At 70.9% G+C, this 23,690-nt stretch carries 21 protein-coding genes and 3 pseudogenes; 11 read left to right on the top strand and 13 right to left on the bottom strand.

The window, feature by feature from the left end; translation table 11 throughout:
• Positions 1 to 84 precede the first annotated feature (84 nt).
• Positions 85 to 357, top strand: a pseudogene (locus EJ357_RS49605) (hypothetical protein).
• 63 nt (positions 358 to 420) lie between these two features.
• On the opposite strand, the gene EJ357_RS34625 reads toward EJ357_RS49605, so the two are convergent.
• Positions 421 to 1,272 carry an alpha/beta fold hydrolase gene (locus tag EJ357_RS34625; RefSeq protein ID WP_126395624.1) on the bottom strand — a complete coding sequence of 284 codons (852 nt, stop codon included), beginning with the start codon at positions 1,270 to 1,272 and terminating at the stop codon, positions 421 to 423.
• A 68-nt stretch (positions 1,273 to 1,340) separates the two neighbouring features.
• On the opposite strand from EJ357_RS34625, the gene EJ357_RS34620 reads away from it, so the two are divergent.
• A complete protein-coding gene (locus tag EJ357_RS34620) occupies positions 1,341 to 1,868 on the top strand; it encodes a MarR family winged helix-turn-helix transcriptional regulator (RefSeq protein WP_126395623.1) in 528 nt (175 codons plus the stop codon).
• A 320-nt stretch (positions 1,869 to 2,188) separates the two neighbouring features.
• Here the strand turns inward: EJ357_RS34620 and EJ357_RS34615 are convergent, their stop codons facing one another.
• Positions 2,189 to 3,583: an alpha/beta hydrolase gene (locus EJ357_RS34615; protein WP_126395622.1), complete on the bottom strand. Its 1,395-nt coding sequence runs from the start codon at positions 3,581 to 3,583 to the stop codon at positions 2,189 to 2,191.
• Positions 3,584 to 3,837: 254 nt separating this feature from the next.
• On the opposite strand from EJ357_RS34615, the gene EJ357_RS34610 reads away from it, so the two are divergent.
• Positions 3,838 to 3,975, top strand: a complete 138-nt coding sequence (locus tag EJ357_RS34610) for a hypothetical protein (protein WP_407698432.1) — start codon at positions 3,838 to 3,840, stop codon at positions 3,973 to 3,975.
• Positions 3,976 to 4,028: 53 nt separating this feature from the next.
• On the opposite strand, the pseudogene EJ357_RS34605 reads toward EJ357_RS34610, so the two are convergent.
• The 3 genes and pseudogenes from EJ357_RS34605 to EJ357_RS34595 all read right to left on the bottom strand — a co-directional run.
• Positions 4,029 to 4,706 (bottom strand): annotated as a pseudogene (locus EJ357_RS34605) (alpha/beta fold hydrolase); the annotation flags it as partial.
• 40 nt (positions 4,707 to 4,746) lie between these two features.
• A complete protein-coding gene (locus EJ357_RS34600; protein WP_126395621.1) occupies positions 4,747 to 6,366 on the bottom strand; it encodes a flavin-containing monooxygenase in 1,620 nt (539 codons plus the stop codon).
• Between the two features lie 37 nt (positions 6,367 to 6,403).
• Positions 6,404 to 7,561: a hypothetical protein gene (locus tag EJ357_RS34595; RefSeq protein WP_126395620.1), complete on the bottom strand. Its 1,158-nt coding sequence runs from the start codon at positions 7,559 to 7,561 to the stop codon at positions 6,404 to 6,406.
• Here EJ357_RS34595 and EJ357_RS50580 point away from each other — a divergent pair.
• A pseudogene (locus EJ357_RS50580) lies at positions 7,473 to 8,006 on the top strand (GNAT family N-acetyltransferase); the annotation flags it as partial. The gene EJ357_RS34595 and the pseudogene EJ357_RS50580 overlap by 89 nt on opposite strands.
• 140 nt (positions 8,007 to 8,146) lie before the next feature.
• Here the strand turns inward: EJ357_RS50580 and EJ357_RS34585 are convergent.
• Positions 8,147 to 9,307 (bottom strand): DUF418 domain-containing protein, encoded by a 1,161-nt coding sequence (locus EJ357_RS34585; RefSeq protein WP_126395619.1) that lies wholly within the window; start codon positions 9,305 to 9,307, stop codon positions 8,147 to 8,149.
• A gap of 86 nt (positions 9,308 to 9,393) precedes the next feature.
• Between EJ357_RS34585 and EJ357_RS34580 the strand changes: the two genes are divergently transcribed.
• Both EJ357_RS34580 and EJ357_RS34575 read left to right on the top strand, forming a co-directional pair.
• Entirely contained in the window at positions 9,394 to 10,059 is a 666-nt protein-coding gene (locus EJ357_RS34580; protein ID WP_126395618.1) for a response regulator, read from the top strand.
• Positions 10,056 to 11,171, top strand: coding sequence for a sensor histidine kinase (locus tag EJ357_RS34575; RefSeq protein ID WP_126395617.1), 1,116 nt, complete (start codon positions 10,056 to 10,058; stop codon positions 11,169 to 11,171). The genes EJ357_RS34580 and EJ357_RS34575 overlap by 4 nt, the downstream gene beginning before the upstream one ends.
• A 41-nt stretch (positions 11,172 to 11,212) precedes the next feature.
• Here the strand turns inward: EJ357_RS34575 and EJ357_RS34570 are convergent, their stop codons facing one another.
• On the bottom strand, positions 11,213 to 11,572 hold the full coding sequence (locus tag EJ357_RS34570; protein ID WP_126395616.1) for an ArsR/SmtB family transcription factor: 360 nt from the start codon (positions 11,570 to 11,572) through the stop codon (positions 11,213 to 11,215).
• A 233-nt stretch (positions 11,573 to 11,805) separates the two neighbouring features.
• Here EJ357_RS34570 and EJ357_RS34565 point away from each other — a divergent pair, with 233 nt between their 5' ends.
• The 3 genes from EJ357_RS34565 (at position 11,806) to EJ357_RS34550 (ending at position 13,601) form a co-directional block, all read left to right on the top strand.
• The gene (locus tag EJ357_RS34565; RefSeq protein WP_175647621.1) at positions 11,806 to 12,336 is read left to right on the top strand and encodes a LysR substrate-binding domain-containing protein; all 531 of its coding nucleotides are present in this window, start codon (positions 11,806 to 11,808) and stop codon (positions 12,334 to 12,336) included.
• 72 nt (positions 12,337 to 12,408) lie between these two features.
• Positions 12,409 to 13,125 (top strand): transporter substrate-binding domain-containing protein, encoded by a 717-nt coding sequence (locus tag EJ357_RS34560; protein ID WP_126395615.1) that lies wholly within the window; start codon positions 12,409 to 12,411, stop codon positions 13,123 to 13,125.
• A gap of 302 nt (positions 13,126 to 13,427) precedes the next feature.
• On the top strand, positions 13,428 to 13,601 hold the full coding sequence (locus tag EJ357_RS34550) for a hypothetical protein (protein WP_175647620.1): 174 nt from the start codon (positions 13,428 to 13,430) through the stop codon (positions 13,599 to 13,601).
• A 57-nt stretch (positions 13,602 to 13,658) separates the two neighbouring features.
• Here the strand turns inward: EJ357_RS34550 and EJ357_RS34545 are convergent, their stop codons facing one another.
• Complete coding sequence (locus EJ357_RS34545; protein WP_126395614.1) at positions 13,659 to 14,999, bottom strand: class I SAM-dependent RNA methyltransferase; 1,341 nt, start codon at positions 14,997 to 14,999, stop codon at positions 13,659 to 13,661.
• Positions 15,000 to 15,110: 111 nt separating this feature from the next.
• Complete coding sequence (locus EJ357_RS34540) at positions 15,111 to 17,159, bottom strand: APC family permease (protein WP_126395613.1); 2,049 nt, start codon at positions 17,157 to 17,159, stop codon at positions 15,111 to 15,113.
• A 483-nt stretch (positions 17,160 to 17,642) separates the two neighbouring features.
• Between EJ357_RS34540 and EJ357_RS34535 the strand changes: the two genes are divergently transcribed.
• Together EJ357_RS34535 and EJ357_RS34530 are read left to right on the top strand one after the other, a co-directional pair.
• Positions 17,643 to 18,314, top strand: a complete 672-nt coding sequence (locus tag EJ357_RS34535; RefSeq protein ID WP_126395612.1) for a potassium channel family protein — start codon at positions 17,643 to 17,645, stop codon at positions 18,312 to 18,314.
• Complete coding sequence (locus EJ357_RS34530; protein WP_126395611.1) at positions 18,314 to 18,985, top strand: potassium channel family protein; 672 nt, start codon at positions 18,314 to 18,316, stop codon at positions 18,983 to 18,985. Before EJ357_RS34535 ends, EJ357_RS34530 begins: the two co-directional genes overlap by 1 nt.
• A 99-nt stretch (positions 18,986 to 19,084) precedes the next feature.
• Here the strand turns inward: EJ357_RS34530 and EJ357_RS34525 are convergent, their stop codons facing one another.
• Genes EJ357_RS34525 through EJ357_RS34510 form a run of 4 tightly spaced genes read right to left on the bottom strand, consistent with a single transcriptional unit; the run spans position 19,085 to position 23,648 of the window.
• Positions 19,085 to 19,852 (bottom strand): DUF3159 domain-containing protein, encoded by a 768-nt coding sequence (locus EJ357_RS34525; RefSeq protein WP_126395610.1) that lies wholly within the window; start codon positions 19,850 to 19,852, stop codon positions 19,085 to 19,087.
• Positions 19,853 to 19,855: 3 nt separating this feature from the next.
• Entirely contained in the window at positions 19,856 to 20,254 is a 399-nt protein-coding gene (locus tag EJ357_RS34520; RefSeq protein ID WP_037642785.1) for an OB-fold nucleic acid binding domain-containing protein, read from the bottom strand.
• Positions 20,255 to 20,274: 20 nt separating this feature from the next.
• Entirely contained in the window at positions 20,275 to 20,991 is a 717-nt protein-coding gene (locus EJ357_RS34515; protein ID WP_126395609.1) for a response regulator, read from the bottom strand.
• Positions 20,985 to 23,648 carry a sensor histidine kinase gene (locus EJ357_RS34510; RefSeq protein ID WP_126395608.1) on the bottom strand — a complete coding sequence of 888 codons (2,664 nt, stop codon included), beginning with the start codon at positions 23,646 to 23,648 and terminating at the stop codon, positions 20,985 to 20,987. Before EJ357_RS34510 ends, EJ357_RS34515 begins: the two co-directional genes overlap by 7 nt.
• Positions 23,649 to 23,690: the final 42 nt, after the last annotated feature.

Genomic DNA, 23,690 nt, shown 5'->3' with positions numbered 1-23,690 from the left:
GTGCCGGGATCGCGGCAGAGCCCCGCACGTCCCCCGGCCGGAGTCGGGTGGCCCGCCTCGACGGGCTGCCACGCCACGCCCAGCATGCTGCGCGCTGTGCCCGCCGAGCACCGGCAGCGGCTGATGCGCGTCGCCGGTTCTGGATCATCCGCGCGGGCACCGTCGAACTCGGCATGCGAGTGCCCGGCCGCCGCGCGGCCGTCATCGAGACCCTTCAGCACAACGAACTCATCGGCTGGTCCTGGCTCTTCACACCAGTGGGGGAGGGTCGGTGGCATCCTCGCCCACCGCCTGCGCGCCGCCCGGACCCGGCTGCTGGACCTCTACGCCTCGTACGGCGCCGGCAGCCGCGTCTGAACCCACGCGCGCGAGCCGAGGCGCGGATGAGGCCGCCGTGCGCCCGGCCCCGACCGTCAGCGCTCAGGCGAGGAACTCGGCCACCAGACGGTTGAGTTCGGCGGGCCGCTCGGTGGGGATGGAGTGGTGGGAGGCCTGGGGCAGGGTGACGACGCTCGCCTCGGGCAGGAGCCGGCGTGCGGCGGCCGCCGCACGCGGCACGTCGTGCGCCCGGCTGTGTTCAGCCAGGAGCACCAGGGTCGGGACGGTGCAGGCCCTCAGGTCCGCTGCCTTGGGGCGTCGCATGGGCACGACCTTCGACCGGCGGGCGGTGGCGGTGCTCTCCAGGAAGGCCCGCCACACGGGGTCCTCGGGGGCGCCGCCGGTCTCCCACCGGTGGAAGGCCCGCACGCGCTCGACGGTGGGCTTCAGCAGCATCGGCAGCCCGCGCATGAGATAGCGCGGGCTCATGCCGACGAAACAGCTGGTCGGGTCGAGCAGCACCAGCCTGCCGAGCCGTTGGGGCGCCTGCAGCGCGTAGTTCAGGGCGATCCAGGCGCCGTAGGAATGGCCGCACAGGTGCGCGCCGTCCAGGCCCAGCTCGTCGAAGAGCGCGTCGAGCCACGCCACCAGGTCACCGGCGCCGCGCAGGGGTGCCCCGTCGTGCACGCTGCGCCCGAAGTCGCCCATCAGGTCGACGGCGTACACGCGATGGCCGGGCACCAGGTCCGCGACATTGGCGAACCAGACCGCCGAGGTCGCTCCGCCTCCGGGCAGCAGCACGATCGGAACGCCGTCCTCCGGGCCGCAGATCTGGACCCGGGTGCTGCCGTACGGGGTCGGAACGTCAATGCCGCGCACCTCGACCGGCCACCGTCGCAGGACGGCGTCGTACGCCGCGAAGAAGACCGCCTCGTCACCCAAGGCCCCCACCATCTGCCCCACCACCGTATGATTACTCGACTGTCAATAATCTCGACCATCGAGATATTGCGGGAGTGAGCGTGGACGACCAGGACCCCGGCCTCCAACTGGTCCATCTGCTGCGGGCCGTCACCGTGGAACTGGACCTTTTCGCCGCCGAGTTCGCCGGCCGCAACGGGCTTCACCCCACGGACGTGCGCGCCCTGATCCACCTGCTGGACGCCCGGCGCGAGAACCTGCGGGCCACCCCCGGGTGGCTCGGATCCCAGCTGGGGGTGAACTCGGCATCGACCACGGCGCTGGTCGACCGGCTGGAGCGACTGGGGCTCGTGCGCCGGGAACGGGACACCGGCGACCGCCGGCGGGTGCTGCTGGTCGTGCGGGACGAGGCGATCACCCTGGGCTGGTCGTTCTTCGGGCCGCTGATCGACGAAATGGTCACCGAGATGCGGTCCTTCGACGAGAGGGAGCTGGCCACGGTGCGCCGCTTTCTGCTGGCCATGCGCGACATCGCCGCCGCACGGCGGGCACACGACCGGGACTCGGGCGGCTCAGCGCGTCAGAAGGCCGACCAGCCAGGCGAAAGGCAGGAAGACCAAGGGAACTGACATGAGCCAGCCCACGCTCGAGGACGTCCTGGAGCCGATGAGGACGCAGAACGGCCCCATGAGGAGCACGTAGAAGAAGAACACCGCCCAGACGACGCCGAACGCACCGGACCCCAAGGCTTCCTCCCCGCGACACCCACCGCAACAGCGGCGGCGACTTCCGCACGGCGGTCCCCCGTGCGCCACTATTTGAACACGTTCAAATAGGCTCCGTCCAGATCCGGAACACCCCCACGTCTCCTCGCCGCACCCGTCCCCGACGGCGACGGCATCGCCAACCGCGGGATCGGCCAGGAGCCCCACCTCCCGGAGGGCCGCTCCTACCGCCCATCGCGGCCGACCGTCAGCCGGGCCGGGCGGTACGGGACGTACGCCGCCCCGTCCAGACCGAGTTCGGTGGCGGACCGCTGGAGTGCCTCCGGGGTCGCGGCGTCGTCCCAACGGCCGGTCTCGACGCGGTGTTCGAGAGCGTGCAGGGCGGCCACGGTCTCGGCGGTGGTGAACGCGCAGTGGCCCTGCCGCTCGACGTAGGCCTGCCGCAGCAGCGCGCCGTCGCCGGAGGCGCGCACGCGGGCGGCGAAGCGGTTCTCCTGCTCCACCGGGACCAGGTTGTCGGCGGTGGTGTGGACGTTGAGCAAGGGCACCTCGAGTCCCTGGCCCGCGGTGGACGTCCGCTGCGCGGTGCGGACGGCGTCGGGATCGGCGGCGATCGTGGCGCCCTCGGTCAGCGTGCGCAGATCGGCGCGGAGATCGAGGCCGGCCACCCGGTAGAGGGCGCGGACCTGGGGTGCGTGTGCGGAGCCGGCGAGCAGGCGGGCGTAGTCGACGCCCTTGTTCCAGGAGTTGTTGCCACCGACGGACTGCTCGATGGCGTACCGGCCGCCCTCGACGAACGACAGGACGCCCTGCGCGAACCAGTCGTACTGCTGCTCCTGCAGGCCCGCCCAGTCGGTCGGGGCGGGCCGGTCCTTTCCGGGCGACCACGCGGGCAGGTTGAGGAAGGCGGCGGCCAGCGCGACCCGGGCCCGGCCCCGCGGGGTGCTCTGTGCGGCGGTGACCGCCTTGGTGAGCAGGTCGGCGGTGGCGGACGCCTCGGCGGCGGTGCCGAACCGCACGAGTTTCACGTCCTGTCCGGGCAGCAGCAGGCGGGCGATCGTGTACTCGGCGTCCAACTGGTAGTTGTCCAGGTCGGTGCCGCCCGCGACGAGACCGCACTGGCCGAGCGCACCGTCGATGCGCCCGCCGCCGTCCCGCGCCAGCTGCGCGTTGACGAGCCCGCCCATCGAGTTGCCGATGGCCAGCGTGCGCCGCGGGGTGCCGATCTTCGTGGTGACGGCGTCGAGCGTGGCGAACTGGTCGCGTTCGGCGCTGTTCAGGGCCCACATCGAGCCATGGGGGTCGTACGACGACCCGGCCATCGCATAGCCCTTGGCGAGCAACTCCGTGCGTACGGCCTCGGTGGGGGCGTTCCTGGCGACGAGGGGGCCGAATCCGTGGCTGAACAGCAGCAGGGTGCCGTTCCAGCGGTCGGGGACGTCCGCGATCCAGGTGGCGCCGTCGGGGAGGGTGCCGGTGAGGTGGGTGGTGGCCGCCGTGTCCGCCTGGGCGGCCGGCGAGGGGAAGGTGGCGAGGGCCGCGGACGCCAGTGTGGCCAGGGCGGCGAGGGCGATGCGCAGGCGGGTGCGGCGGATACGGGGGCGCGTGCCGGCAGGCATGGGCGGCTCCTTGCGGGTGGGGGTGGGGCGGGGCCGGAGCAGATGCTCAGTGCGCTGAACGAAGGCGTCCGAGAATGTAGGGCCAATTTCTTGCGGCCGTCAAGAGATTGCACAACTTCACTGGCGTGCTGATCGACGCCCGCCGACACCGTCCCATCAGCCGCCACCCACCCCGGCGGCAAGCCCGGCCGGCTGATCACCGGATACGACCTGGTCAGGTCGGTCCTGGCCGATCCACGGTTCAGCTCGCGCACATGCGGATCGCCCTCTCCGCACTGATCAACCGCTTCCCCACGCCGCGTCTGGGCGTACCGGCCGAAGAAGCCGGCCTGCGCCCGGAGACCGCGGACATCTACGGGGTGAAGAGCCTCCCGGTCACCTGGGACGTGTGACCACGAACCGGTGACGGGCGAGTTGGGCGCGCTCGCGGGCGTGGGGTTCGGTCCTACGAGGCGTGGCGGCTCCTGACGGCCGTGAGGAACTCGACGAGTGCCCGGTTCACGTCGTCCGGGCGCTCCTGCTGGGTCCAGTGTCCGCAGCCCGCCAACTTGACTGGCTCGCGCCACAGGTTGGGCATCAGGTCGGGGAGGCTCTCGATGAGCTCGGGTGTGCCGGGGAACGCCGGAACCAGGTCGCGGTCGCCGTAGACGTACAGGGCGGGCGGGGTGACGACGGCGCCGTGCCAGGGAGCGGTCAGTTCCCAGTTGCGGTCGAGGTTGCGGTACCAGTTGAGGGCGCCGGTGAAGCCCTGGGAGAAGCTCTCGGTGAGGGTGTCGAGGTCGTCCTCGGTGAACCAGGCCGGCAGTACTTCGGGGTCCGTCATGTCCGCGAGCCAGCCGCGCTCGGGGTCGACCAGCGGCTGCTTGCCGTGCTCGGCGTCGGGAGCGTCGCCGGACGCCGCGTAGAAGAACTTCCGCAGGGTGGTACGCGTGTCCTTCGCGAACTCGGCGTCGGCGACACCGGGGCGGTTGAAGTAGTTCCAGTAGAACCGGCCGCCGAACCTCTCCTCCATGGCGGCCAGCGGAGGTTCGGTTCCCCGGAACGGGGGCGGCACGCTGAGACCGGCCACGCCGAGCACCATGTCCGGCCGCAGCAGGGCGGTGTGCCAGGCGACCGGTGCGCCCCGATGCTCAACCATGCGGATGAGTGTACGGGCCATGTTTTTACGGCTTCGACCGTGCCCCCTGCAGACCCGCGTAGCGGTGTGCGACTCCGCCCGGAAGCAGGTATTCGGCCAGTAGGTTGCCGGCGCGGCGGGACGGCAACCCCATGTCGTGCAGGAGTTCGTCCGCGCAGTGGATGTCATAGGGGCCGAAGTCGTAGCCGCCGGAGCCGGGCAGCACCTGCTCCTGCCAGGTCAGGCGGGCGTCGATGGCCTCCTGCATCTCCTGCTCGCCCGGGGTGGTGCGCAGGGCTGCCCGGAAGTGACGGGTCAGCCAGTGCGCGGTGAGTTCCACGCCCATGATGTTGTTGAAGACCTGGCGGAAACCGACGAACCCCAGCCGGTCGGCGCCGGGTGGCACGATGCCTCGGTAGAGCCGCAGCCGTCCGTCGGCGTCGTGCACCGGCACGCTCGCGTCCAGGAACGGGAAGACTTTGTGGTGCCCCGTGGCGAACACGATGACATCCGCCGTCACTTCCTCACCTGTCGCCAGTCGCAGCCCCTTGTCGGTGTACGCCTCGACGGCACTGACCTTGGCGTCGATCAGGCCGCGGCGGACGGCCCGCGTGTACCCGCGTGGCATCACTCCGGCGTGGGCCAGGTGGAAGGGGAGCGCGTAGGCGGGCCGCAGCCGCTTCGGCAGCCGGTAGAGCCCGCTGGAGAACAGCATGTCGCGCGTGATGAGCCACCACAGAGCCCGCTTGACCCGCTCGTCGACACGGTCGACCGGACGGACGCAGGCAGGATCGTGGTAGCGGGGCAGGAGCGCCTCACCGAGCCGGGTGAACAGGATCCACTTGTAGCCGACCAGACCGAGCAGAAGCCGCTCGGGGACCATCCAGTTCACCTTGCGCTGCACGAGCGTGGCCGAGGCCGCCTCGCGTGAGGCGCGGGTGGCCAGGTCCAGCGCGGACTTTCCGCCGCCTACGACGACCACCCGCCGGTCGGCGAAGGTGCCGGCGCGCACCTCGTTGGAGTGCAGCACGGTCCCCCGGAACAACTCCCGCCCGGGCAGCTCGGGCAGGTGGGCATGATGATGAGCCCCACTGGCGACGACGACGTAGTCGAAGGTTTCCCGATGAAGGTCCGCTGTTTCCCGATGAGGGTCCGCCGTCCTGTCGCCGACGGGCCGGGAGTCGACCGACCAGCCGCGGGCACCCACCCGCCCGGGCCCCTCCACCGGCCGGACGGAGATCACCTCGGTGCCGGGCCGTACGCGGTCCAGCACGCCGAACTGCTCGGCGTAGTCCTCCAGATAGCGTTGCGTGTCCCGCGCGTCGGCGAAGTGCAGGCGGTTGGGCAGGTCCGCGAACTCGAAGAGGCGGAGCGCGGCCTGGTTGGCCAGCCCGTCGTAGCAGCCCTCCGCCGACCAGATCCCGCCGACCTGCTCGTACTTGTCGAAGACCGTGACGTCGAAGCCGTTCTCCAGCAGCACCTTGGCGGTGACGATTCCGCCGGGGCCGGCCCCGACCACACACGCTTTCATCAGCTGCCACTCCCCCGAGGTGATCGCCACATCCAGCTCGCCCATCATCCCGGCTGGCGACGCCGATGCCCAGGGCGAGCAAGGGACGCTGCCGACCATGCCGAGCGGCGCCGTGGCCATGAGCGGCCAGATCACGGCGAACCCCGACGGCCCACCGGAACATGCTCATCTCCTACGCCGCGGCCTCGGATTCGTTCGCCGCGGACGGGTGAACGTATCTGCCCTCCTTGAAGGGGGTGAACCACGTCTTGAACTCCATGGGCGCGACCCCGAGCGTGACGCCCACGGGAGACTCGTCGATCCCGTCCGTCGAGTCGTCGTAGAGCCACTCGTGGTCCCGGTCCTCGTACACGTTGTCGGCGAAGGCCTCCAGAGCGGCTGACACGTCGTCGTCGAGAAGGTCGTACAGCTCCAGGGTCATGGTCGTCCGGCTCAGCAGGAACCTCAGGGCGAGTTCCTCCGCCACGCAGCTGAGCCGCTCGAAGCTCCCGTCGGTGAAACGGGTGGTCATGGCGATCGCCGTCACCAGGAAGCGGCGGGCGAAGTGGGCGTCGTACTGGAGCGCGTACCGGTCGGGAAGGCGTTCCAGGTGCCACAAGGGGCCTTCGCATTCGGCGACGGCGGCGTCCTCCTGTGTCAGGACCTGCACGTCTTCGAACAGCTCGTCCACCAGGATGTCGGTTGCGTAGACCAGGGCGCCGGCGGCGAGCCTGGCGCTTTCCGGCGGGACGGCGAACCCGTCGTCGCCGTCCTCCCGCTCCCCGTCCTCGTTGTCTTTGTCGTTGTCGTTGTCGAGCACGCCGAACATGACCGGAGGGAAGGAGCGCAGATCGTCCGCCAGCCGCAGCATCTGCGTTCGCACAGCCGTCGCCTTCGCCTCGGCGTCGTCCGACTCATCTGCGCCTTCGGGCGTCGGGGGCTCGGCGTGGCGTGCCTTCCGGGCGGCGGGATCGTCGGGTGGGGCATCCGGCCCGTCGGCCGCGTCGAGGCTCGCCTTCGCCAGGTCCTGGTGCAGTTCGACCTCGCACCGCTCGATCGTCCAGTCCGCCAACAGTTCGGTGCGTTCCAGCAGTTCGTCCACGAGCGCCCGCACCGAGTCCTCGGCGAACGCCAGGGCCGGAGCATCGACGATGACCTTCAGAAGAGCTCCTCCGGGGTGGACCGCCACGATGGTGTCGAGAAGATCGACTTCCACACCGTCGGGCCCTTCGATCGCCCGGACGGAGTCGAATCCGTCCTCGATGAGTGCCACGGCGCCGGCGCGCTGCAGCGGGTCCATCTCCGGAGTGTCCTCCGGGATGCAGGTGTCCACGGTCACTACGTACGTCACATGTCCGAGCCTGACAGGAAGGAACCGCTTCGCGCGCGGAAATGCGCGTGTCCGCAGGGGCGGGTTTGGCCTGTGCGACCTGCGTTGTCAGTGGCATGCGTTCTCCGTACGGTCGCCACGGCGGCGAACCCGGGTTCGCGTGCGCTGGGTTGCCCGCCATGACCGCCCTCGGACTCGGCGCCTGGCCGCAGGGCTCGACGGAGCGACGATCGGCATGATCACGCTCGATCGGCGTGACGCGGAGCGTCCGGGCCACGTCCGTCCGGATGCCGGGGAGGCCGAGCTCGGCTACCTGTTCCTGCCGGAGGCGTGGGTGTGCGGGTACGCCGCCGAGGCGTGCGTGGCGGCACTCGACTGGTTCACCGGCGCGCTTCCCGGCGAGCCGGTGGTGCTCAGCACCCGGACCGCCGACGACCGCGCGATGGGCCTCGCGGCGAAGCTGGGCACCCGGTTCGGGCACGGGGCGCGCGAGGGCGCGAGCGGTGACGGCACGGCCGCGGGCCCGGGCCCGGGCCCGGACGACCAGGGTGTCGCGGGCGTGGGCGGAGCCGACGACCGGTTCCGGTCCAGGGTCGGAGCAGGTCGTCACCTGATGTGGCGGGCCGGCCGGGTCGCGGTATGGAGGAGGTACTCCAGCGGACCCCGGCGGAAATGGCGGGTCCAGACCATGGCGAACACCATGGCTCCCGCGATGTAGCCGGACAGCACCGGCAGGGCGGACATCGAGCCGCCCTCAGTGCCGAGGACACGGACGGCGACGACGTGCAGCACATAGGCGCTGAGCGCCACCATGCCCACCGCGGCGGCGGGGCGCAGCAGTCGCATGACGCGCGGTGTTCGGTCCGCGACGGTGACGCCTGCCGCCACGACGACGAGGGCGACGCCCGCGTTGCCGAGGAGGGAGAAGGTCGTCTGGCTGTGCGGCGCCGCCACCAGCAGCCACTGCGGCGGGGTGCTGTCCGTGATGTCACCCACGGTGTCGGACCACCAGGCGGAGGACGCCGAACCGCCGTCCGTGGCGTCGGCGATGACGGTGCGGGCCTGCGGGACGAGGCGCAGGGCCAGCCAGGAGCCGCCGTAGCCGACCACGGCCAGCGCGCCGCCGGTCAGGGCGAGGCGGGCGCGGACCTTGGCGTCGGTGAGGTCGAGCCGGGCCACCGCCATGGCGGCGATCATGAACGGTGCCCAGGTGAGCACCGGGTACTCGCCGGTGAACAGCAGTTCCGTGAATCCGTCCGAGTCGCCGATCCGGGCCGGCGGGTCCCAGGCGATGACCGTGTCCGACCACGCTCCGTCGTAGATCGACTGCTGTACGCCGTACAGCACCTGGGGCAGGACGAGGGCTCCTGCGGCGATCACCGCGAGCGTCGTGGCCCGCAGTCGGTACAGCGGGAGGACGACGAGGAAGATCAGCCCGTAGAAGGAGAGGATCACGTCGATCGAGGTGTCCAGGGCGGTCAGGGCGAAGCCCAGCGCGATCAGGACGACGCCGCGGGTGACGACCCGGCCGGCCGCTTGCCGCCCGTCGCGCCCGGTCCGTGGGGACGGGCGCCCGGTGATGATGACCAGGGTGAATCCGGCGAGTACGGCGAACAGAGCGGAGTCGCCGGGGCGGGTTTCACCGTCGGCGGTACGGCCGAGGATGCGTTGCCGGTCATGGGCTCCACGATCTGCGGTGAACGTGCCGCCAACCACCCGTCGGCCCGCCGGAGCCACCCCGCCGACCGGCGGTACTTTTCTCACCATGTAGCAACAACCGGCACAAAGTAACCTGAAAGCCGCGCAGTGCGTCGTGGGAGTCCGGCGTTGGTCCGACGACGGGTGGAGCACAGGTGATCCGGGTACTGGTGGTCGACGACGAGGCCCTGATCCGTACGGGCTTCCAGCACATTCTGAACAGCGCGGACGACATCGAGGTGGTGGCGGCCGTCCCCGGCGGGCAGGCCGTCGGCGCGGTACGGCGATCACGTCCGGATGTGGTGCTGCTCGACATCCGTATGCCGGACGTCGACGGGCTCACCGTCCTGGCGGATCTGCGGCGGCTGCCGGATCCACCGGTGGTGGCCATGCTCACGACGTTCGACATGGACGAGTACGTGGCGGCGGCGCTGCGTTCGGGGGCCGCCGGTTTCCTGCTCAAGGACACCGATCCCCAGCAGCTGCCGCATCTGGTGCGCACCTTGGCCGACGGCGGTGCCGTGCTGTCGTCCGCGGTCACCCGCACCGTCGTGGACGGCTATCTCGACAACAGCCACCAGCAAGCCGCCGTCCGCGCCGTCGCCCGGCTGACCGAGCGCGAGCGTGCCGTCCTCGCCCTCGTCGCCGAGGGGCTGTCCAATGCCGACATCGGCCGGCGGATGCACCTGAGCACCGGCACGGTCAAGGATCATGTGAGCACCGTCCTCGGCAAGCTGGAGGTGGGCAGCCGGGTCCAGGCCGCCCTGCTCGCCGAACGCGCGGGTCTGCTGAGACAACCCGGACACCGGGAGGGCGGATGAGACCACGCCGCCCGCCCGCCCCGCTGATCGACCTCGCTCTGGTGGGAGTGTCGCTGCTGGACGTCTGGGTCAATGTGCACGGCGACGAGCGGCCGGCCCTGGCCTGTGCCCTGCTCGGAGCCTTCGCGCTCATGCTGCGCCGCCGGCTGCCGCTGACGACCTTCGTCCTCACCCTGCCCAGTGTCCTGGTCACCGACGCGGTGTTCGCCACCCTGGCCGCGCTGTACACGCTGGCCTCCCTCACCCGCCACCGGGTCCTGCTGGGTGTCTGCGCCGCCGCCTTCACCGCCTGCAACATCACCGTCTGGTCCTGGCCGACACCGGAGTTCGCCGATCCTTCGGACGCCTCTTCCACCCTCATCGCCGTCAGCTACAGCCTGGCGGAAGCGGTCGCGCCCGTCTTCCTGGGCCAGCTCGCCCAGGCCAGACGTGAACTGTCGCTGCGGCTGGCCGAGATCTCCAAGGTGCGCGAGCGCGAGCAGTCGCTGATCACGCAGACGGTGCTGGCCAAGGAACGCGCACAGCTCGCCCGGGAGATGCACGACGTGGTCTCCCACCAGGTCAGCCTGATCGCCGTGCAGGCCGGGGCGCTGCAGGTGCGCAGCCATGACGCGGAGGTCCGGGAGACGGCGTCCGCGATCCGGCGGCTCAGCGTGCACACCCTCGACGAGCTGCGGCACATGGTGAGCGTGCTGCGCGCCTCGGGGAGCCGCCCGACGGAGCTGACCCCGCAGCCGTCCCTCGCCGATCTGCGACAGCTGGTGGTCGGCAGCGGCCTCGACGCCCAGCTCAACACCGACCTGCCCGACGGCCTGGCGCCGCCCCTCCAGCGCGCCGTCTACCGCACGGTGCAGGAGGCGCTGACCAACGTACGCAAACACGCGCCAGGGGCCAGAACGACGATCCGCGTCCAGCACGAGGACGGCACCGTGCTCGCCACCGTCACCAACACCGCCCCCACCCGGCCCCCGCTCCCGCTGCCCGGCTCCCGCCACGGCCTGGTCGGACTGCGCCAGCGTGCCGAGCTCCTCGGCGGCACGATCACCTCCGGCCCCACGGCCGACGGCGGCTACGAGGTCCACCTCGAACTCCCGGCCGACGGCACGTCCTGACCGGTGACTCGGCAGTGAGGGTCCACGTACGACACCTCGGCTCAGTCGTGCGGAGCCGTCCCGCTCACCCGGTGGTCCGCGTGGCTGAGCGCTTCCACGACCAGGCGCCGCAGATGCCCGTCGCTGAGGCGGTAGTAGATGTGCCGCCCTTCGCGACGGGTGTCCACGAGCCCGGCAAGCCGCAGCTTCGCCAGATGCTGGCTGACCGCTGTGCGCGAGGCGTCGCACTGCTCGGCGAGCGAACCGACGTCCGCCTCGTCCTGCGAGAGCAGCCACAACAAGTGCAGCCTGGTGACGTCCGAGAGCATCGCGAACACCCCGGTCGCCTCGGCGAGCCGCGCGCTGTCCGGGGCACGCAGATGCGCACCGACTGCAGGTGATACGGCGTGGCGCTCAGGCATGGGATCAGCCTAGAGCCATACGGGAGTTCTGCGACCGGATCGCCAGCCGGCCTCGGCGGGAGGGCCGCCTCAGAAGTTCTGCACGGCCCAGGTCGCCGCCAGCAGCAGCACCGCGACGCAGGCCAGCACGGCGACGGCCTGGGCGACCCAGCGGGGAATCTTGTTCATCGCATCCCACCTCCCCTCGGGTCCTGCCCGGTCTCTACCCCGTTTTGCTCGGCAACGACCTCACGGTGGACGCAGGCCCGCAGGCGGGAGCGGCGGATCTCCAGGACCCGGCCGCCGCCCAGCCCTTCGTCTCACTGGCGGACCTCGCCGAGGAGCGCTGGGTGCTGGAGTCCGGCCGGGCCGGCTTCCTGGCGGCCTGCCGCGACGCCGGCTCCCCCCGGATCGCCGCCACCGTCGACGACCAACGCACCCTGCACCCCCTGGTGGCCCACCGCATCGGCCTCGCGGTCCTCAATACCCTGGCGGTCACCGCCCACACCGACCCCGGTGTGGTCGCCCGCCCGCTGACCGGTTTCCCGATCCGCCGGGTCTTCGCCCTCTCTGGCCGGACGCCCGGAACATCCCCGCGGCGGCGGTCCTCCTACGAACCCTCAGCGACGCGACCCGCCCGACGACCGAGGGCGTGCCGTGCATCCTGCCCACGGCTGCGGCCCGACCGACGTGACGCGATCGGCCGGCGCGACGCACAGACACAGCTCCAGAACAGCGCGCGGGCGGCCTGCCCCCCCTCCCGAGGCGACCCGAAGCCGTCGTGACCACCGGCGTCGTTTCGGCCCTCAACCCTCCGCCCCGCCCGGCGCATTCACCGCCCGACCTAGACTCTCGCCATGAGCCTGCCCTCCCTCGCCGCCGACCTCGCGCCCACCGGTGTCCTGCGCGCTTCCGTCAACCTCGGCAATCCCGTCCTCGCCCAGGGCACGCCGGACGCGCCGAGCGGCATCACGGTCGATCTGGCCCGGGAGATCGCGGCCCGACTCGGCGTGCCCGTGGAGTTCCTCTGCTTCGACGCCGCGCGGAAGTCCTTCGAGGCGATGGCCGACGGACGGGCCGATGTGTGCTTCCTCGCGATCGACCCCGCCCGCGAGGCGGAGGTCGCGTTCTCGGCCCCGTACGTGCTCATCGAGGGCGTGTACGCGGTGCCCCGGGACTCCGAGCTGACGAAGCCCGAGAACGTCGACGCACCCGGGGTCAGGATCGGCGTGAAGTCCGGGTCCGCCTACGACCTCCACCTCACCCGAACCCTGCGCCACGCCACCCTCGTTCGCGGCGACGAAGGCGTCGACACCTTTGCCGCGCAAGGCCTGGAGGCGGGCGCGGGCATCCGGCAGCCGATGACCGCCTACGCGGACGCACACCCCGAAGTGCGGCTGATCCAGGAGGGGTTCATGCAGATCCGGCAGGCCGTCGGCACGACAAAGTCCCGGCGTCCGGAAACCGTACGGTTCCTGCGGGAGTTGGTCGAGGAACTCAAGGCGAACGGCTTCGTCGCCGCGTCGTTGCGCCGCGCGGGACAGTCCGACAGCCTGGTGGCTCCGCCGGCCTGAACCGCAGGCCGGGATCCTTTGCCGCCGGTTCCGCGGTTTCGTCGGCTACATCGAGACCGCCGGTGCGATGCAGGCCGCCGACCATGGCTTCGCCGACGTCCTGACCACGCCCTTCCCCACCGCCAAGGCCATGGAGGAGCGCCGCAACGAGGCGTACGAGGGCATGGTGCACCTCATCGACCGCGCCAAGGCCTCGGGCCGGCTGCGCGAGGACTTCGATCCCTCGGACTGGACGGCAGAAGTACGAGGCGCACCTGACGTCCGTCCGGGCCCGCAGCGCGGGCGCCCACGACGACCCCGCGGTGCTTCAGCACCAGGACCACCTCGCGCTGCGCCTCGCTCGCATAGCCAACAAACGCGCCACCGTCGTCAGGCTCCGCGACGAGCACCAGATCGACGACACCGTACTGCGCCGCCTGCAGGCCGCCCTCGACAGCGAAGAGGTGCGCCTGTCGGGAGGGGCGGCGGTCGAATGAGTCATCCTGCGCATCGGCTGCCGCACCCCACATAACGGGCAGCGGCAAATCCGCAGCTCAGGAGCCCTTCGCGGCCGGTTCCAGGATCGCAACGCACTCCACATGATGAGTCATCGGAAACAGATCAAACGCCCGAAGCATCCGCACCCGATACCCCCCATCCCGGAAGTACCCCAAATCCCGGGCCAACGCCGCCGGATCGCAAGCCACATACGCGATCCTCCGCGCCCCGAGCGACGCAAGCTGCGCCACCGTCCCCCGCCCGGCCCCCGCCCGCGGCGGATCCAGCACGATCAGATCCACCTCGGTGATCCCGGTGCGCGGCAGTACGGCCTCCACCTTGCCCTGCTCGATCCGCACGCGGTCGAAGTCGGCGAGGTTGTGCCGGGCGTCCTCCACGGCACGCTTGCCGGATTCGATGCCGAGGACCGCGCCCTTGTCGCCGAGGCGGTCGGCCAGGGCGCCCGCGAAGAGGCCCACGCCGCAGTAGAGGTCGAGGGCCATCTCGCCCTTGCGTGGCAGCAGGCCCTGCATGACGGCCGTCACCAGGGTGTCCGCCGCCTTCGGGTGGACCTGCCAGAAGCCGCCGCTGCCGACCCGGTGGGTACGGCCGTCCGCGCGCTCGCGGACGAAGGGGCGGCCGTGGACGCGGTGGGTGCCGCCGTCCTTCTCGCCGACCCGCATCACGGAGACCGGCTTGTCCAGCTCCACGATCGGCAGCCGCGCGCCCGGCCGAGGCGTCAGGATCACCTGGCGGTCCTGCGAACCGGTCGCCGCGATCGCCTCCACCGACGCCATGCCCGTCCAGTCCCGCTTCTCGATGCCCAGCTCGCTGACACCCTCCGCGGCGATCATGCAGTGGTCGACCGGCTCCACCTCGTGCGAGCGGTGCCGGCGCAGTCCGGCGTGACCGTCGGCGTCGACGGCGTACTGCACCCGCGTCCGCCACTGCGGCACCTGCCCGGCCGGCAGTTTGTCGCCCTCGGCCGGCATCACCGTGCCGTCCCAGCCGACGTCCTCCGGCGTCAGCCCCGCGAGCCGCTGCAGCTGCTCGGCGATGACCTCGCCCTTCATCCGGCGCTGCGCCCCCGGCTTGGCGTGCTGCCAGTCGCAGCCGCCGCAGCGGCCGGGGCCGGCGAAGGGGCAGGGCGCCTCGATGCGGTCCTTGGAGGCGGACAGGATCTCGACCGCGTCGGCGCGCAGGAAGCGGTCACCCTCCTCGCCCTCGGTCACCCGGGCGACGACCCGCTCACCGGGCAGCGTGTGCCGGACGAACAGCACCTGGCCGGCATCGGTGCGGGCGATGCAGTGCCCGCCGTGGGCGACGGGGCCGATCTCGACCTCGTACTCCTCCCCCACCAGCGACCCCGCCTGCGATTTGTTCGGTTCTGCCTGCATGGCGGGGTGACTCCAGATCGAGAGGGGATGCGGCCCTCTCCCCAAGGGCTGTGGAGGGCCTGACAACAGCCCACCAGTCTACGTGCTCCCCGCCCGCACCCCGCCCCGCCGTCAGCGCCGGCCGTCCGGCTCCTTCGCCCGCTCCTGGGCGGGCCCGCGCCGCACCGAACCCGGAGCGTTCCACTCCTGCCGCTTACGGGCCCGGGCCTTCGCCACCTCCGAGGACTGGAGCTGGTAGGGCACCGAGGTCACCATGATGCCCGGCGTGAAGAGGAGCCGGCCCTTCAGGCGCAGCGCGCTCTGGTTGTGCAGCAGGTGCTCGTACCAGTGGCCGACCACGTACTCGGGGATGATCACCGACACGGCGTCGCGCGGTGACTCCTTGCGCAGGCTCTTCACGTACTCGATGATCGGCCGCGTGATCTCGCGGTAGGGCGAGTCGAGGACCTTCAGCGGTACGTCGATCCCGCGCCGCTCCCACTCCTCGCGCAGCGCCTTGGTCTCCGCCGGGTCGACGTTGACGCTGAGCGCCTCCAAGGTGTCCGAGCGCAGCAGCTTGGCGTAGGCCAGGGCGCGCAGCGCGGGGCGGTGGATCTTGGAGACCAGGACGACCGAGTGCACACGGGACGGCCGTACGCTGTCGTCGCTCGGGCCCTCGGGGGCGGCGAGTTCGTCGGAGACGTGGTCGTAGTGGCGGCGGATGGCCGTCATCGTCACGTAGAAGATCACCATGCCGAGCAGGGCGACCCAGGCGCCGTGCGTGAACTTGGTGACGAGGACGACGACCAGGACCAGGCCGGTGAAGAAGGCGCCGAAGGTGTTGATCGCGCGGGAGCGGATCATGTGGCGGCGCTTGGCCTGGTCGGTCTCCGTCGCCAGGAGGCGGTTCCAGTGGCGGACCATGCCGATCTGGCTGAGCGTGAAGGACACGAACACGCCGACGATGTACAGCTGGATCAGCCGGGTGGAGTCGGCGCCGTAGATCCACACCAGCAGGATGGCCGCGCCCGCCAGGAGCACGATGCCGTTGGAGAAGGCGAGCCGGTCACCGCGGGTGTGCAGCTGGCGCGGCAGGTAGCGGTCCTGGGCGAGGATCGAGCCGAGCACCGGGAAGCCGTTGTAGGCGGTGTTGGCCGCCAGGAACAGCACCAGGGCGGTGGCCGCGGCGAGCACGATGAAGAAGAAGCTGCCTTTGCCGAAGACGGCCTCGGCGACCTGGGTGATCACCGGGTTCTGGACGTAGTCGGCGCCGACCGCGACACCGTCCTTGAGCAGGTCGACGGCCGGGTTCTCGGCCATGCGGACCTTGGTCACCATGGCGAGCCCGATGATGCCGCAGAACATGGTGACGGCCAGCAGGCCCATCATCGCGAGCGTCGTCGCGGCGTTCTTCGACTTGGGCTTGCGGAAGGCCGGGACACCGTTGGAGATCGCCTCGACACCGGTCAGCGCGGCACAGCCGGAGGAGAAGGCGCGCAGGAGGAGGAAGACGAGCGCGAAGCCCGCGAGACCCTCGTGCTCCGGCTTTATCTCGTACGACGCCGTGGGCGCCCGCATGGTGTCGTCCAGGACCAGCCCGCGGAACGCGCCCCACGCGATCATGATGAAGACGCCCGCGACGAACACGTACGTCGGGATCGCGAAGAGGCTGCCGGACTCCTTGACGCCGCGCAGGTTCATCAGCGTCAGCAGCACGATCACGCCGACCGCGCACTCGACCTTGTGCTCGACGACGAACGGGACCGCCGAGCCCAGGTTCTCGATGCCGGAGGAGATGGAGACGGCGACGGTCAGGACGTAGTCGACGAGCAGGGCGCTCGCGACCGTCAGGCCGGCCTTGGGGCCGAGGTTGGTGGTGGCCACCTCGTAGTCGCCGCCACCGCTGGGGTAGGCGTGCACGTTCTGCCGGTAGGAGGCGACCACCGTGAACATCAGCACGACCACCGCGACCGCGATCCAGGGGCTGAAGTGGTAGGCCGACACGCCCGCGATGGAGAGGACCAGCAGTACTTCTCCGGGCGCGTATGCCACGGAGGACAGCGGGTCGGAGGCGAAGACGGGCAGTGCGATGCGCTTCGGCAGGAGCGTTTCCGCCAGCCGATCACTGCGCAGCGCGCGCCCGATCAGAATCCGTTTGGGCACGTCGGTCAGTTTGGACACAACAGAGAATCGTAGGCCCCCAGCCTGGGGCGGAGCACATCCGGGTGAAATCGCGCGCGGCGCGGGGGTGAATTCCGTGCCGCGCACGCGCCGAGCGCCGGTCCGGGCGGCGCGCGCGTGCCTCCATGACCTGCGTCGGTACGCTCATCACATCCAGGAGACCTCATGTCGCAGACGACCGCTCAGCTCGTCGGAGCCCTCGTCTCGCTCGCCGGACTCGGCGCCCTGGTGCTGGCCAGCGTGCGCAGCTTCAACCGCCGTTGAGGGCTCGTACGGGACACGGCGAGCCGAACGTTACGGTGGACCGAGGCACACGCGAGCCCACGATCCGAACCGCGAGGGATCATCCGCGGCATTCCCCGGCATGATGTTGCCCAGCGGTCCGCGACCGGTCCGCGCCTGTTGCCCGGCGAACCGAGAGAAGGATATGAGCACCACGTTCACGCAAGTCAGACGCCTCACGAGGAGTGCGGGGTAAACGCCGTGCACATCGTCATCATGGGTTGCGGAAGGGTGGGCTCCGCTCTGGCGCAGACCCTGGAGCAACAAGGGCACACGGTCGCGGTGATCGACCAGGACCCCACCGCCTTCCGCCGCCTGGGCCCCGGATTCGGAGGCCGCCGGGTCACCGGCGTCGGCTTCGACCAGGACACCCTGCGCGAGGCGGGCATCGAGGAGGCCGGCGCCTTCGCCGCGGTCTCCAGCGGTGACAACTCGAACATCATCTCCGCGCGCGTGGCCCGCGAGATGTTCGGCGTGGAGAACGTCGCGGCCCGTATCTACGACCCCCGCCGCGCCGAGGTCTACCAGCGCCTGGGCATCCCCACCGTGGCCACGGTCCGCTGGACGGCCGACCAGATGCTGCGCCGTCTGCTGCCCTCGGGCGCCGAGCCGCTGTGGCGGGACCCCACCGGCGGCGTCCAACTCGCCGAGGTGCACGCCTCCACGGAGTGGGTGGGCCACAAGATCAGCAAGCTGCAGGAGGAGACCGGCGTGCGCGTCGCGTTCCTCACCCGGCTCGGCGAGGCGATCCTGCCCACGTCGCAGACGGTGCTGCAGGAGGGCGACCTGGTGCACGTGATGATGCGCACCGACGAGGTCGACAAGGTCGAGGCGTCCTTCGCCAAGGGTCCCGAAGAGGAGGGCGGTCACTGATGAGGGTCGCCATTGCCGGTGCCGGCGCGGTGGGTCGCTCCATCGCGGGCGAACTGCTGGAGAACGGCCACGAGGTCCTGCTCGTCGACAAGGCGCCGACCGCCATCTCGGTCGAACGCGTCCCGCAGGCGGAATGGCTGCTGGCCGACGCCTGCGAGATCACGTCGCTGGACGAGGCGGCCCTGCAGCGCTGCAACGTGGTGATCGCCGCGACGGGCGACGACAAGGTCAACCTGGTCGTCTCGCTGCTGGCGAAGACGGAGTACGGCGTCCCGCGCGTCGTGGCCCGGGTGAACAACCCCAAGAACGAGTGGCTGTTCAACGAGTCCTGGGGCGTGGACGTGGCGGTCTCCACCCCGCGCCTGATGTCGGCCCTGGTCGAGGAGGCGGTGAGCGTCGGCGACCTGGTCCGCCTGCTGCGCTTCAGCCACGGCGACGCCAACCTCGTCGAGCTGACCCTGCCGGAGGAGTCGGCCCTGGCCGGCACCCAGGTCGGCGACGTGGAGTGGCCGGAGGACACGTCCCTGGTGACGATCATCCGCGGCACCCGCGTCCTCACCCCGTCCCGCGAGGACTCCCTGGAAGCGGGCGACGAGCTGCTCTTCGTCGCCGCCCAGGCCCGCGAGGAGCAGCTGGAGGACCTGCTGTCGGTGCGACGCGAGGGCAGCTGAGCCCTTCGAGGCCTACGACGACCAAGGGCGCCCCGCGTGTGCGGGGCGCCCTTGGTCGCTGTTGGAGAGATGGTCGTACAGAGACCGTCGTACGGAGATCTAGGGCTCTCGGCGGTGCTGCCCGCCCGCGGCCTCTTCGCGCTCCGCGGCGAGCGCCGCCTTGCGGTCCTCCTCGGCCTTCTCCGCCGCCTCCATCTCCGCGAACACGTCGATCGGCGCCGGCGCCTTCGCCAGGAACACCCACGTCAGCCACACGGCCAGCAGGAACGGCGGGATCTTCAGGGCGACCAGCACCCAGCCGAACTGGGTGGTGTCGGCCCACCAGTACAGCGGGAAGAGGATCGCGCACTTGGCCAGCAGGATCAGGCCCCACGCGTAACTGGCCTTCGCGTACGCCTTCTTGCGGCCGGGATTGCGCTTGCGCCAGGAGAGGTTCTCCTTGAACACCGGCCCGAGGATCAGGCCGATCAGCGGCACCCCGCACAGCGTCGTGATGATGTACGCGAGCCCCAGCCCCAGCGTGTAGAGCATGCCGGGCAGGTAGAAGTCCTTCGCGTTGCCCGTCATCATCGCGAACACGACACCGAAGGCGACACCGAAGACACCGCTGAACGCGTGCTTGATGGTGTCCCGCATCACCAGGCGCACGACCACGAGGACAAGGGACACCGCGAGCGCGGCGATCGCCGAGAGGTGCAGGTCCTTGTTGATCGTGTAGATGGTGACGAAGAGCAGACCGGGCAGCACTGTCTCGATCATGCCGCGCATGCCGCCGAAGGCCTCGAACAGCGCGGCCTCGGTCACCGCCCGGGCGTCGTGCTCGGCGTCTGCGGTGGTGTCTTCGGTCGGCTTGTCGAGCGACGTCACCGGCTACTCCCGTCCGAGGGGTCTCAGTTCGTATTTCGGGTTGAACAGCACCCGGCGGCCCCGGCTCATGGAGATCCGGCCCGATGCGATCAGCCGGCGCCCCGGCTCTATGCCGACGATGGAGCGTCTGCCGAGCCACACCACGTCCAGGGCGGCGGAGCCGTCGAACAGCTCGGCCTCCAGGGCCGGGACTCCCGCACGCGGCCGCAGGGTGACCGTGCGCAAGGTACCAGTAACCGTCACTATCTGTCGGTCACGGCAGTCACCGATCTTGATACAGCCGGCCGTCTCTGCGTCCTCACGCAGCTCCTCGGACTCCAGGTCCTCCTGCGACGAGGAGAGCCGGTCGAGCATGCGCCGGAACCGGCCCACCGACTTTTCGGAACGAGGAACAGCACTCATGACTTGAAGCCTACCGGGCATCACTTCTCGAACCGATAGCCCATCCCCGGCTCCGTGACGAAGTGCTTGGGGTGCGACGGGTCGGCCTCCAGCTTCCTGCGCAGCTGAGCCATGTAGACCCGCAGGTAGTTCGTCTCCGTCCCGTACGACGGCCCCCACACCTCCTGCAGCAACTGCCGCTGGCTGACAAGACGCCCCGTATTGCGGACGAGCACTTCCAGCAGATGCCATTCGGTAGGTGTCAGCCGTACGTCCTTCCCGCCCCGGTTGACCTTCTTCGCGGCCAGGTCGACGGTGAACTCCTCGGTCTCCACCATCACGTCGTCCTCGCCGCCCCCGGCGGGCTCGGCCCGGCGTACGGCGGCCCGCAACCGGGCCAGCAGCTCGTCCATGCCGAACGGCTTGGTGACGTAGTCGTCGGCGCCCGCGTCGAGCGCCTCGACCTTCTCGTCGGAGGAGTGCCGGGCGGACAGCACCAGGATCGGCACCCGGGTCCAGCCGCGCAGCCCCCGGATCACCTCGACGCCGTCCATGTCGGGCAGTCCGAGGTCGAGGACGACCACGTCGGGGTGGCGGGTGGCGGCGAGTTCCAGGGCGGTGGCCCCGTCATGGGCCGCGTCGACCTCGTACTTGCGTGCCTTGAGGTTGATCACGAGGGCGCGCACGATCTGCGGCTCGTCGTCGATCACCAGAACCCTTGTGGAGGTCTGGGGGGTCCCCCCAGTAGGGCTCAGCATGTGGCCTGCCTTTCCGGTCGTACGAAGTGAAGAGGCTCCTCGGAGCGGACCGGCCGCCCGTCGGAGCGGAGCGTCCCGTCGGCGTGCAGCAGCCGGTCGGAGTGCGGCAGCTGCCCGGCGTGCGCGGACTCGCCCGGGCCGGGAGGTTCTCCGCCCCGCGAAGCCGCGCGGAGGGTGAGCACCATGGTGAGGCCGCCGCCGGGTGTGTCCTCGGCGTTGAGGGTGCCGCCGTTGGCCTCGGCGAAGCCGCGCGCTACCGCGAGGCCGAGGCCCACTCCGGCGCCGCGCGGGGCGTCACCGTAGCGCTGGAAGGGCGCGAAGATACGTTCCTTGGCCTCGTCGGGGACGCCCGGCCCGCGGTCGACCACCCGGACCTCGACCCGGTCGGCGATGGCGCTCGCGGCGACGAGGACGGGGCTGCCGTCCGGGCTGTACTTGACGGCGTTCTCGACCAGGTTGGCCACCGACCGCTCCAGCAGCCCCGGGTCCACGGCGACCATGGGCAGCGTCTCCGGAATGTCCAGCTCCACGCTGTCCTCCGGCACCCCGCCCAGCGCCATCGGCACCACCTCGTCGAGGTCGATGTCGCGGATGAGCGGTGTGACCGTGCCGGTCTGCAGCCGGGACATGTCGAGGAGGTTCCCCACAAGGTGGTCGAGCCGGTCGGCGCCCTCCTCGATGCCCTCCAGCAGCTCGGCCTCGTCCTCCTCGGACCAGGCCACGTCGTCGGACCGCAGCGAGGAGACGGACGCCTTGATGCCGGCGAGGGGGGTGCGCAGGTCGTGGCTGACAGCGGCGAGCAGGGCGGTGCGGATGCGGTTGCCCTCGGCCAGCTCCTTGGCCTGGTCGGCCTCGTGCCGGAGGCGTTGGCGGTCCAGGACGACGGCGGACTGCGCGGCGAAGGCGGCGAGCACCCGGCGGTCCTCGGCGGGCAGCACCCGGCCGGTCAGCGCCAGCGCCATGTGGTCGCCGACCGGCACGTCCACGTCCGCGTCCTCGGGCCGCGCCAGTGAGCGCCCCGTACCGACGCTGCCCGCGCAGGTCCACGGCTCGACATCGCTCGCCCGCTCCAGCAGCGCCGCCGACTCCATGCCGAAGGTCTCCCGGACGCGTTCCAGCAGCGCCTCCAGGCTGGTCTCGCCGCGCAGCACGTTGCCCGCGAGGAAGGAGAGGATCTCCGACTCGGCGCGCAGCCGGGCCGCCTGCTGGGTGCGGCGGGCGGCGACGTCGACCACCGAGGCGACCGCCACGGCCACGAACACGAAGATCACGAGGGCGAGGAGGTTCTTCGGGTCGGCGATCGTGATGTGGTGCACCGGTGCGGTGAAGTACCAGTTCAGCAGCAGTGACCCGACCGCCGCCGAGGCCAGTGCCGGATAGAGCCCCCCGAGCAGGGCCGCCGCCACCGTCAGGGTCAGGAACAGCAGCATGTCGTTCGCGAGCCCGAGGTCGGCGTCGACGTGGGTCAGCAGCAGGGTGAGCAGCACGGGACCGCCGACGCCGACGAGCCCGCCCCACAGAATCCGCGACCGGCCCAGGCGCGCTCCCCGGGCCACGGGCAGTCCGCGCCCCTTGGCGGCCTCCTCGTGCGTGACGATGTGCACGTCGAGGTCGGGGCCCGACTCCCGGGCCACGGTGACGCCCACACCCGGTCCGAGGACGTACTGCCAGCTTCTGCGGCGTGAGGAGCCGAGCACTATCTGGGTGGCGTTGGCACCGCGTGCGAAGTCCAGCAGAGCCGCGGGGATGTCGTCGCCGACGACGTGGTGGAAGGTGCCGCCCAGGTCCTCGACGAGGGTGCGCTGGACGGCCAGTTCCTTGGGTGAGGCGGAGGTGAGGCCGTCGCTGCTGGCGATGTAGACGGCGAGCACCTCACCGCCGGCGCCCTTCTCGGCGAGACGGGCGGCCCGCCGGATCAGGGTCCGGCCCTCCGGGCCGCCGGTCAGGCCGACCACGATCCGCTCCCGGGAACCCCAGATCGTCGAGACCTCGTGCTCGCTGCGGTACGCGTTCAGGTACTCGTCGACCCGGTCGGCCACCCACAGCAGCGCCAGCTCGCGCAGCGCGGTCAGGTTGCCCGGACGGAAGTAGTTCGACAGGGCCGCGTCGACCTTGTCCGGCTTGTAGATGTTGCCGTGCGCCATACGACGCCGCAGCGCCTGGGGCGACATGTCGACAAGCTCGACCTGGTCGGCCCGGCGCACCACCTCGTCCGGCACGGTCTCCTGCTGGCGTACCCCGGTGATCGACTCGACGACGTCGCCCAGCGACTCCAGGTGCTGGATGTTGACGGTCGAGATCACGTCGATCCCGGCCGCCAGCAGCTCCTCCACGTCCTGCCAGCGCTTGGCGTTGCGCGAGCCGGGGATGTTGGTGTGGGCGAGCTCGTCGACGAGCGCCACCTGTGGGCGCCGCGCCAGGACGGCGTCGACGTCCATCTCGGTGAAGGAGGTGCCCCGGTACTCCAGTTCCCGCCGCCGCACCTGCTCCAGCCCGTGGAGCATCACCTCGGTGCGTCGCCGGTCGTGGTGCTCCACGAAGGCGACCACGCAGTCGGTGCCGCGCTCGGCACGGCGGTGCGCCTCGGACAGCATCGCGTACGTCTTGCCGACGCCCGGTGCCGCACCGAGGTAGATCCGAAGCTTGCCGCGTCCCATGGTCCCCATTGTGTTCCGGCCCCTACTGCCTACGCAGCGTCG

Origin of the sequence: Streptomyces cyaneochromogenes, assembly GCF_003963535.1 — a bacterium.
In the GTDB taxonomy this organism is placed as follows: domain Bacteria; phylum Actinomycetota; class Actinomycetes; order Streptomycetales; family Streptomycetaceae; genus Streptomyces; species Streptomyces shaanxiensis.
Note: the sequence above shows the minus strand (reverse complement) of the source record. Positions and strands in the feature narration are given on the sequence as shown.

Bases quoted from the DNA above. Each gene is read 5' to 3' on its own strand.
- EJ357_RS34625 (WP_126395624.1), bottom strand. From the start codon at position 1,272: ATGGTGGGGGCCTTGGGTGACGAGGCGGTCTTCTTCGCGGCGTACGAC.
- EJ357_RS34615 (WP_126395622.1), bottom strand. From the start codon at position 3,583: ATGCCTGCCGGCACGCGCCCCCGTATCCGCCGCACCCGCCTGCGCATC.
- EJ357_RS34610 (WP_407698432.1), top strand. From the start codon at position 3,838: ATGCGGATCGCCCTCTCCGCACTGATCAACCGCTTCCCCACGCCGCGT.
- EJ357_RS34585 (WP_126395619.1), bottom strand. From the start codon at position 9,307: ATGGTGAGAAAAGTACCGCCGGTCGGCGGGGTGGCTCCGGCGGGCCGA.
- EJ357_RS34575 (WP_126395617.1), top strand. From the start codon at position 10,056: ATGAGACCACGCCGCCCGCCCGCCCCGCTGATCGACCTCGCTCTGGTG.
- EJ357_RS34570 (WP_126395616.1), bottom strand. From the start codon at position 11,572: ATGCCTGAGCGCCACGCCGTATCACCTGCAGTCGGTGCGCATCTGCGT.
- EJ357_RS34560 (WP_126395615.1), top strand. From the start codon at position 12,409: ATGAGCCTGCCCTCCCTCGCCGCCGACCTCGCGCCCACCGGTGTCCTG.
- EJ357_RS34545 (WP_126395614.1), bottom strand. From the start codon at position 14,999: ATGCAGGCAGAACCGAACAAATCGCAGGCGGGGTCGCTGGTGGGGGAG.
- EJ357_RS34530 (WP_126395611.1), top strand. From the start codon at position 18,314: ATGAGGGTCGCCATTGCCGGTGCCGGCGCGGTGGGTCGCTCCATCGCG.
- EJ357_RS34520 (WP_037642785.1), bottom strand. From the start codon at position 20,254: ATGAGTGCTGTTCCTCGTTCCGAAAAGTCGGTGGGCCGGTTCCGGCGC.
- EJ357_RS34515 (WP_126395609.1), bottom strand. From the start codon at position 20,991: ATGCTGAGCCCTACTGGGGGGACCCCCCAGACCTCCACAAGGGTTCTG.
- EJ357_RS34510 (WP_126395608.1), bottom strand. From the start codon at position 23,648: ATGGGACGCGGCAAGCTTCGGATCTACCTCGGTGCGGCACCGGGCGTC.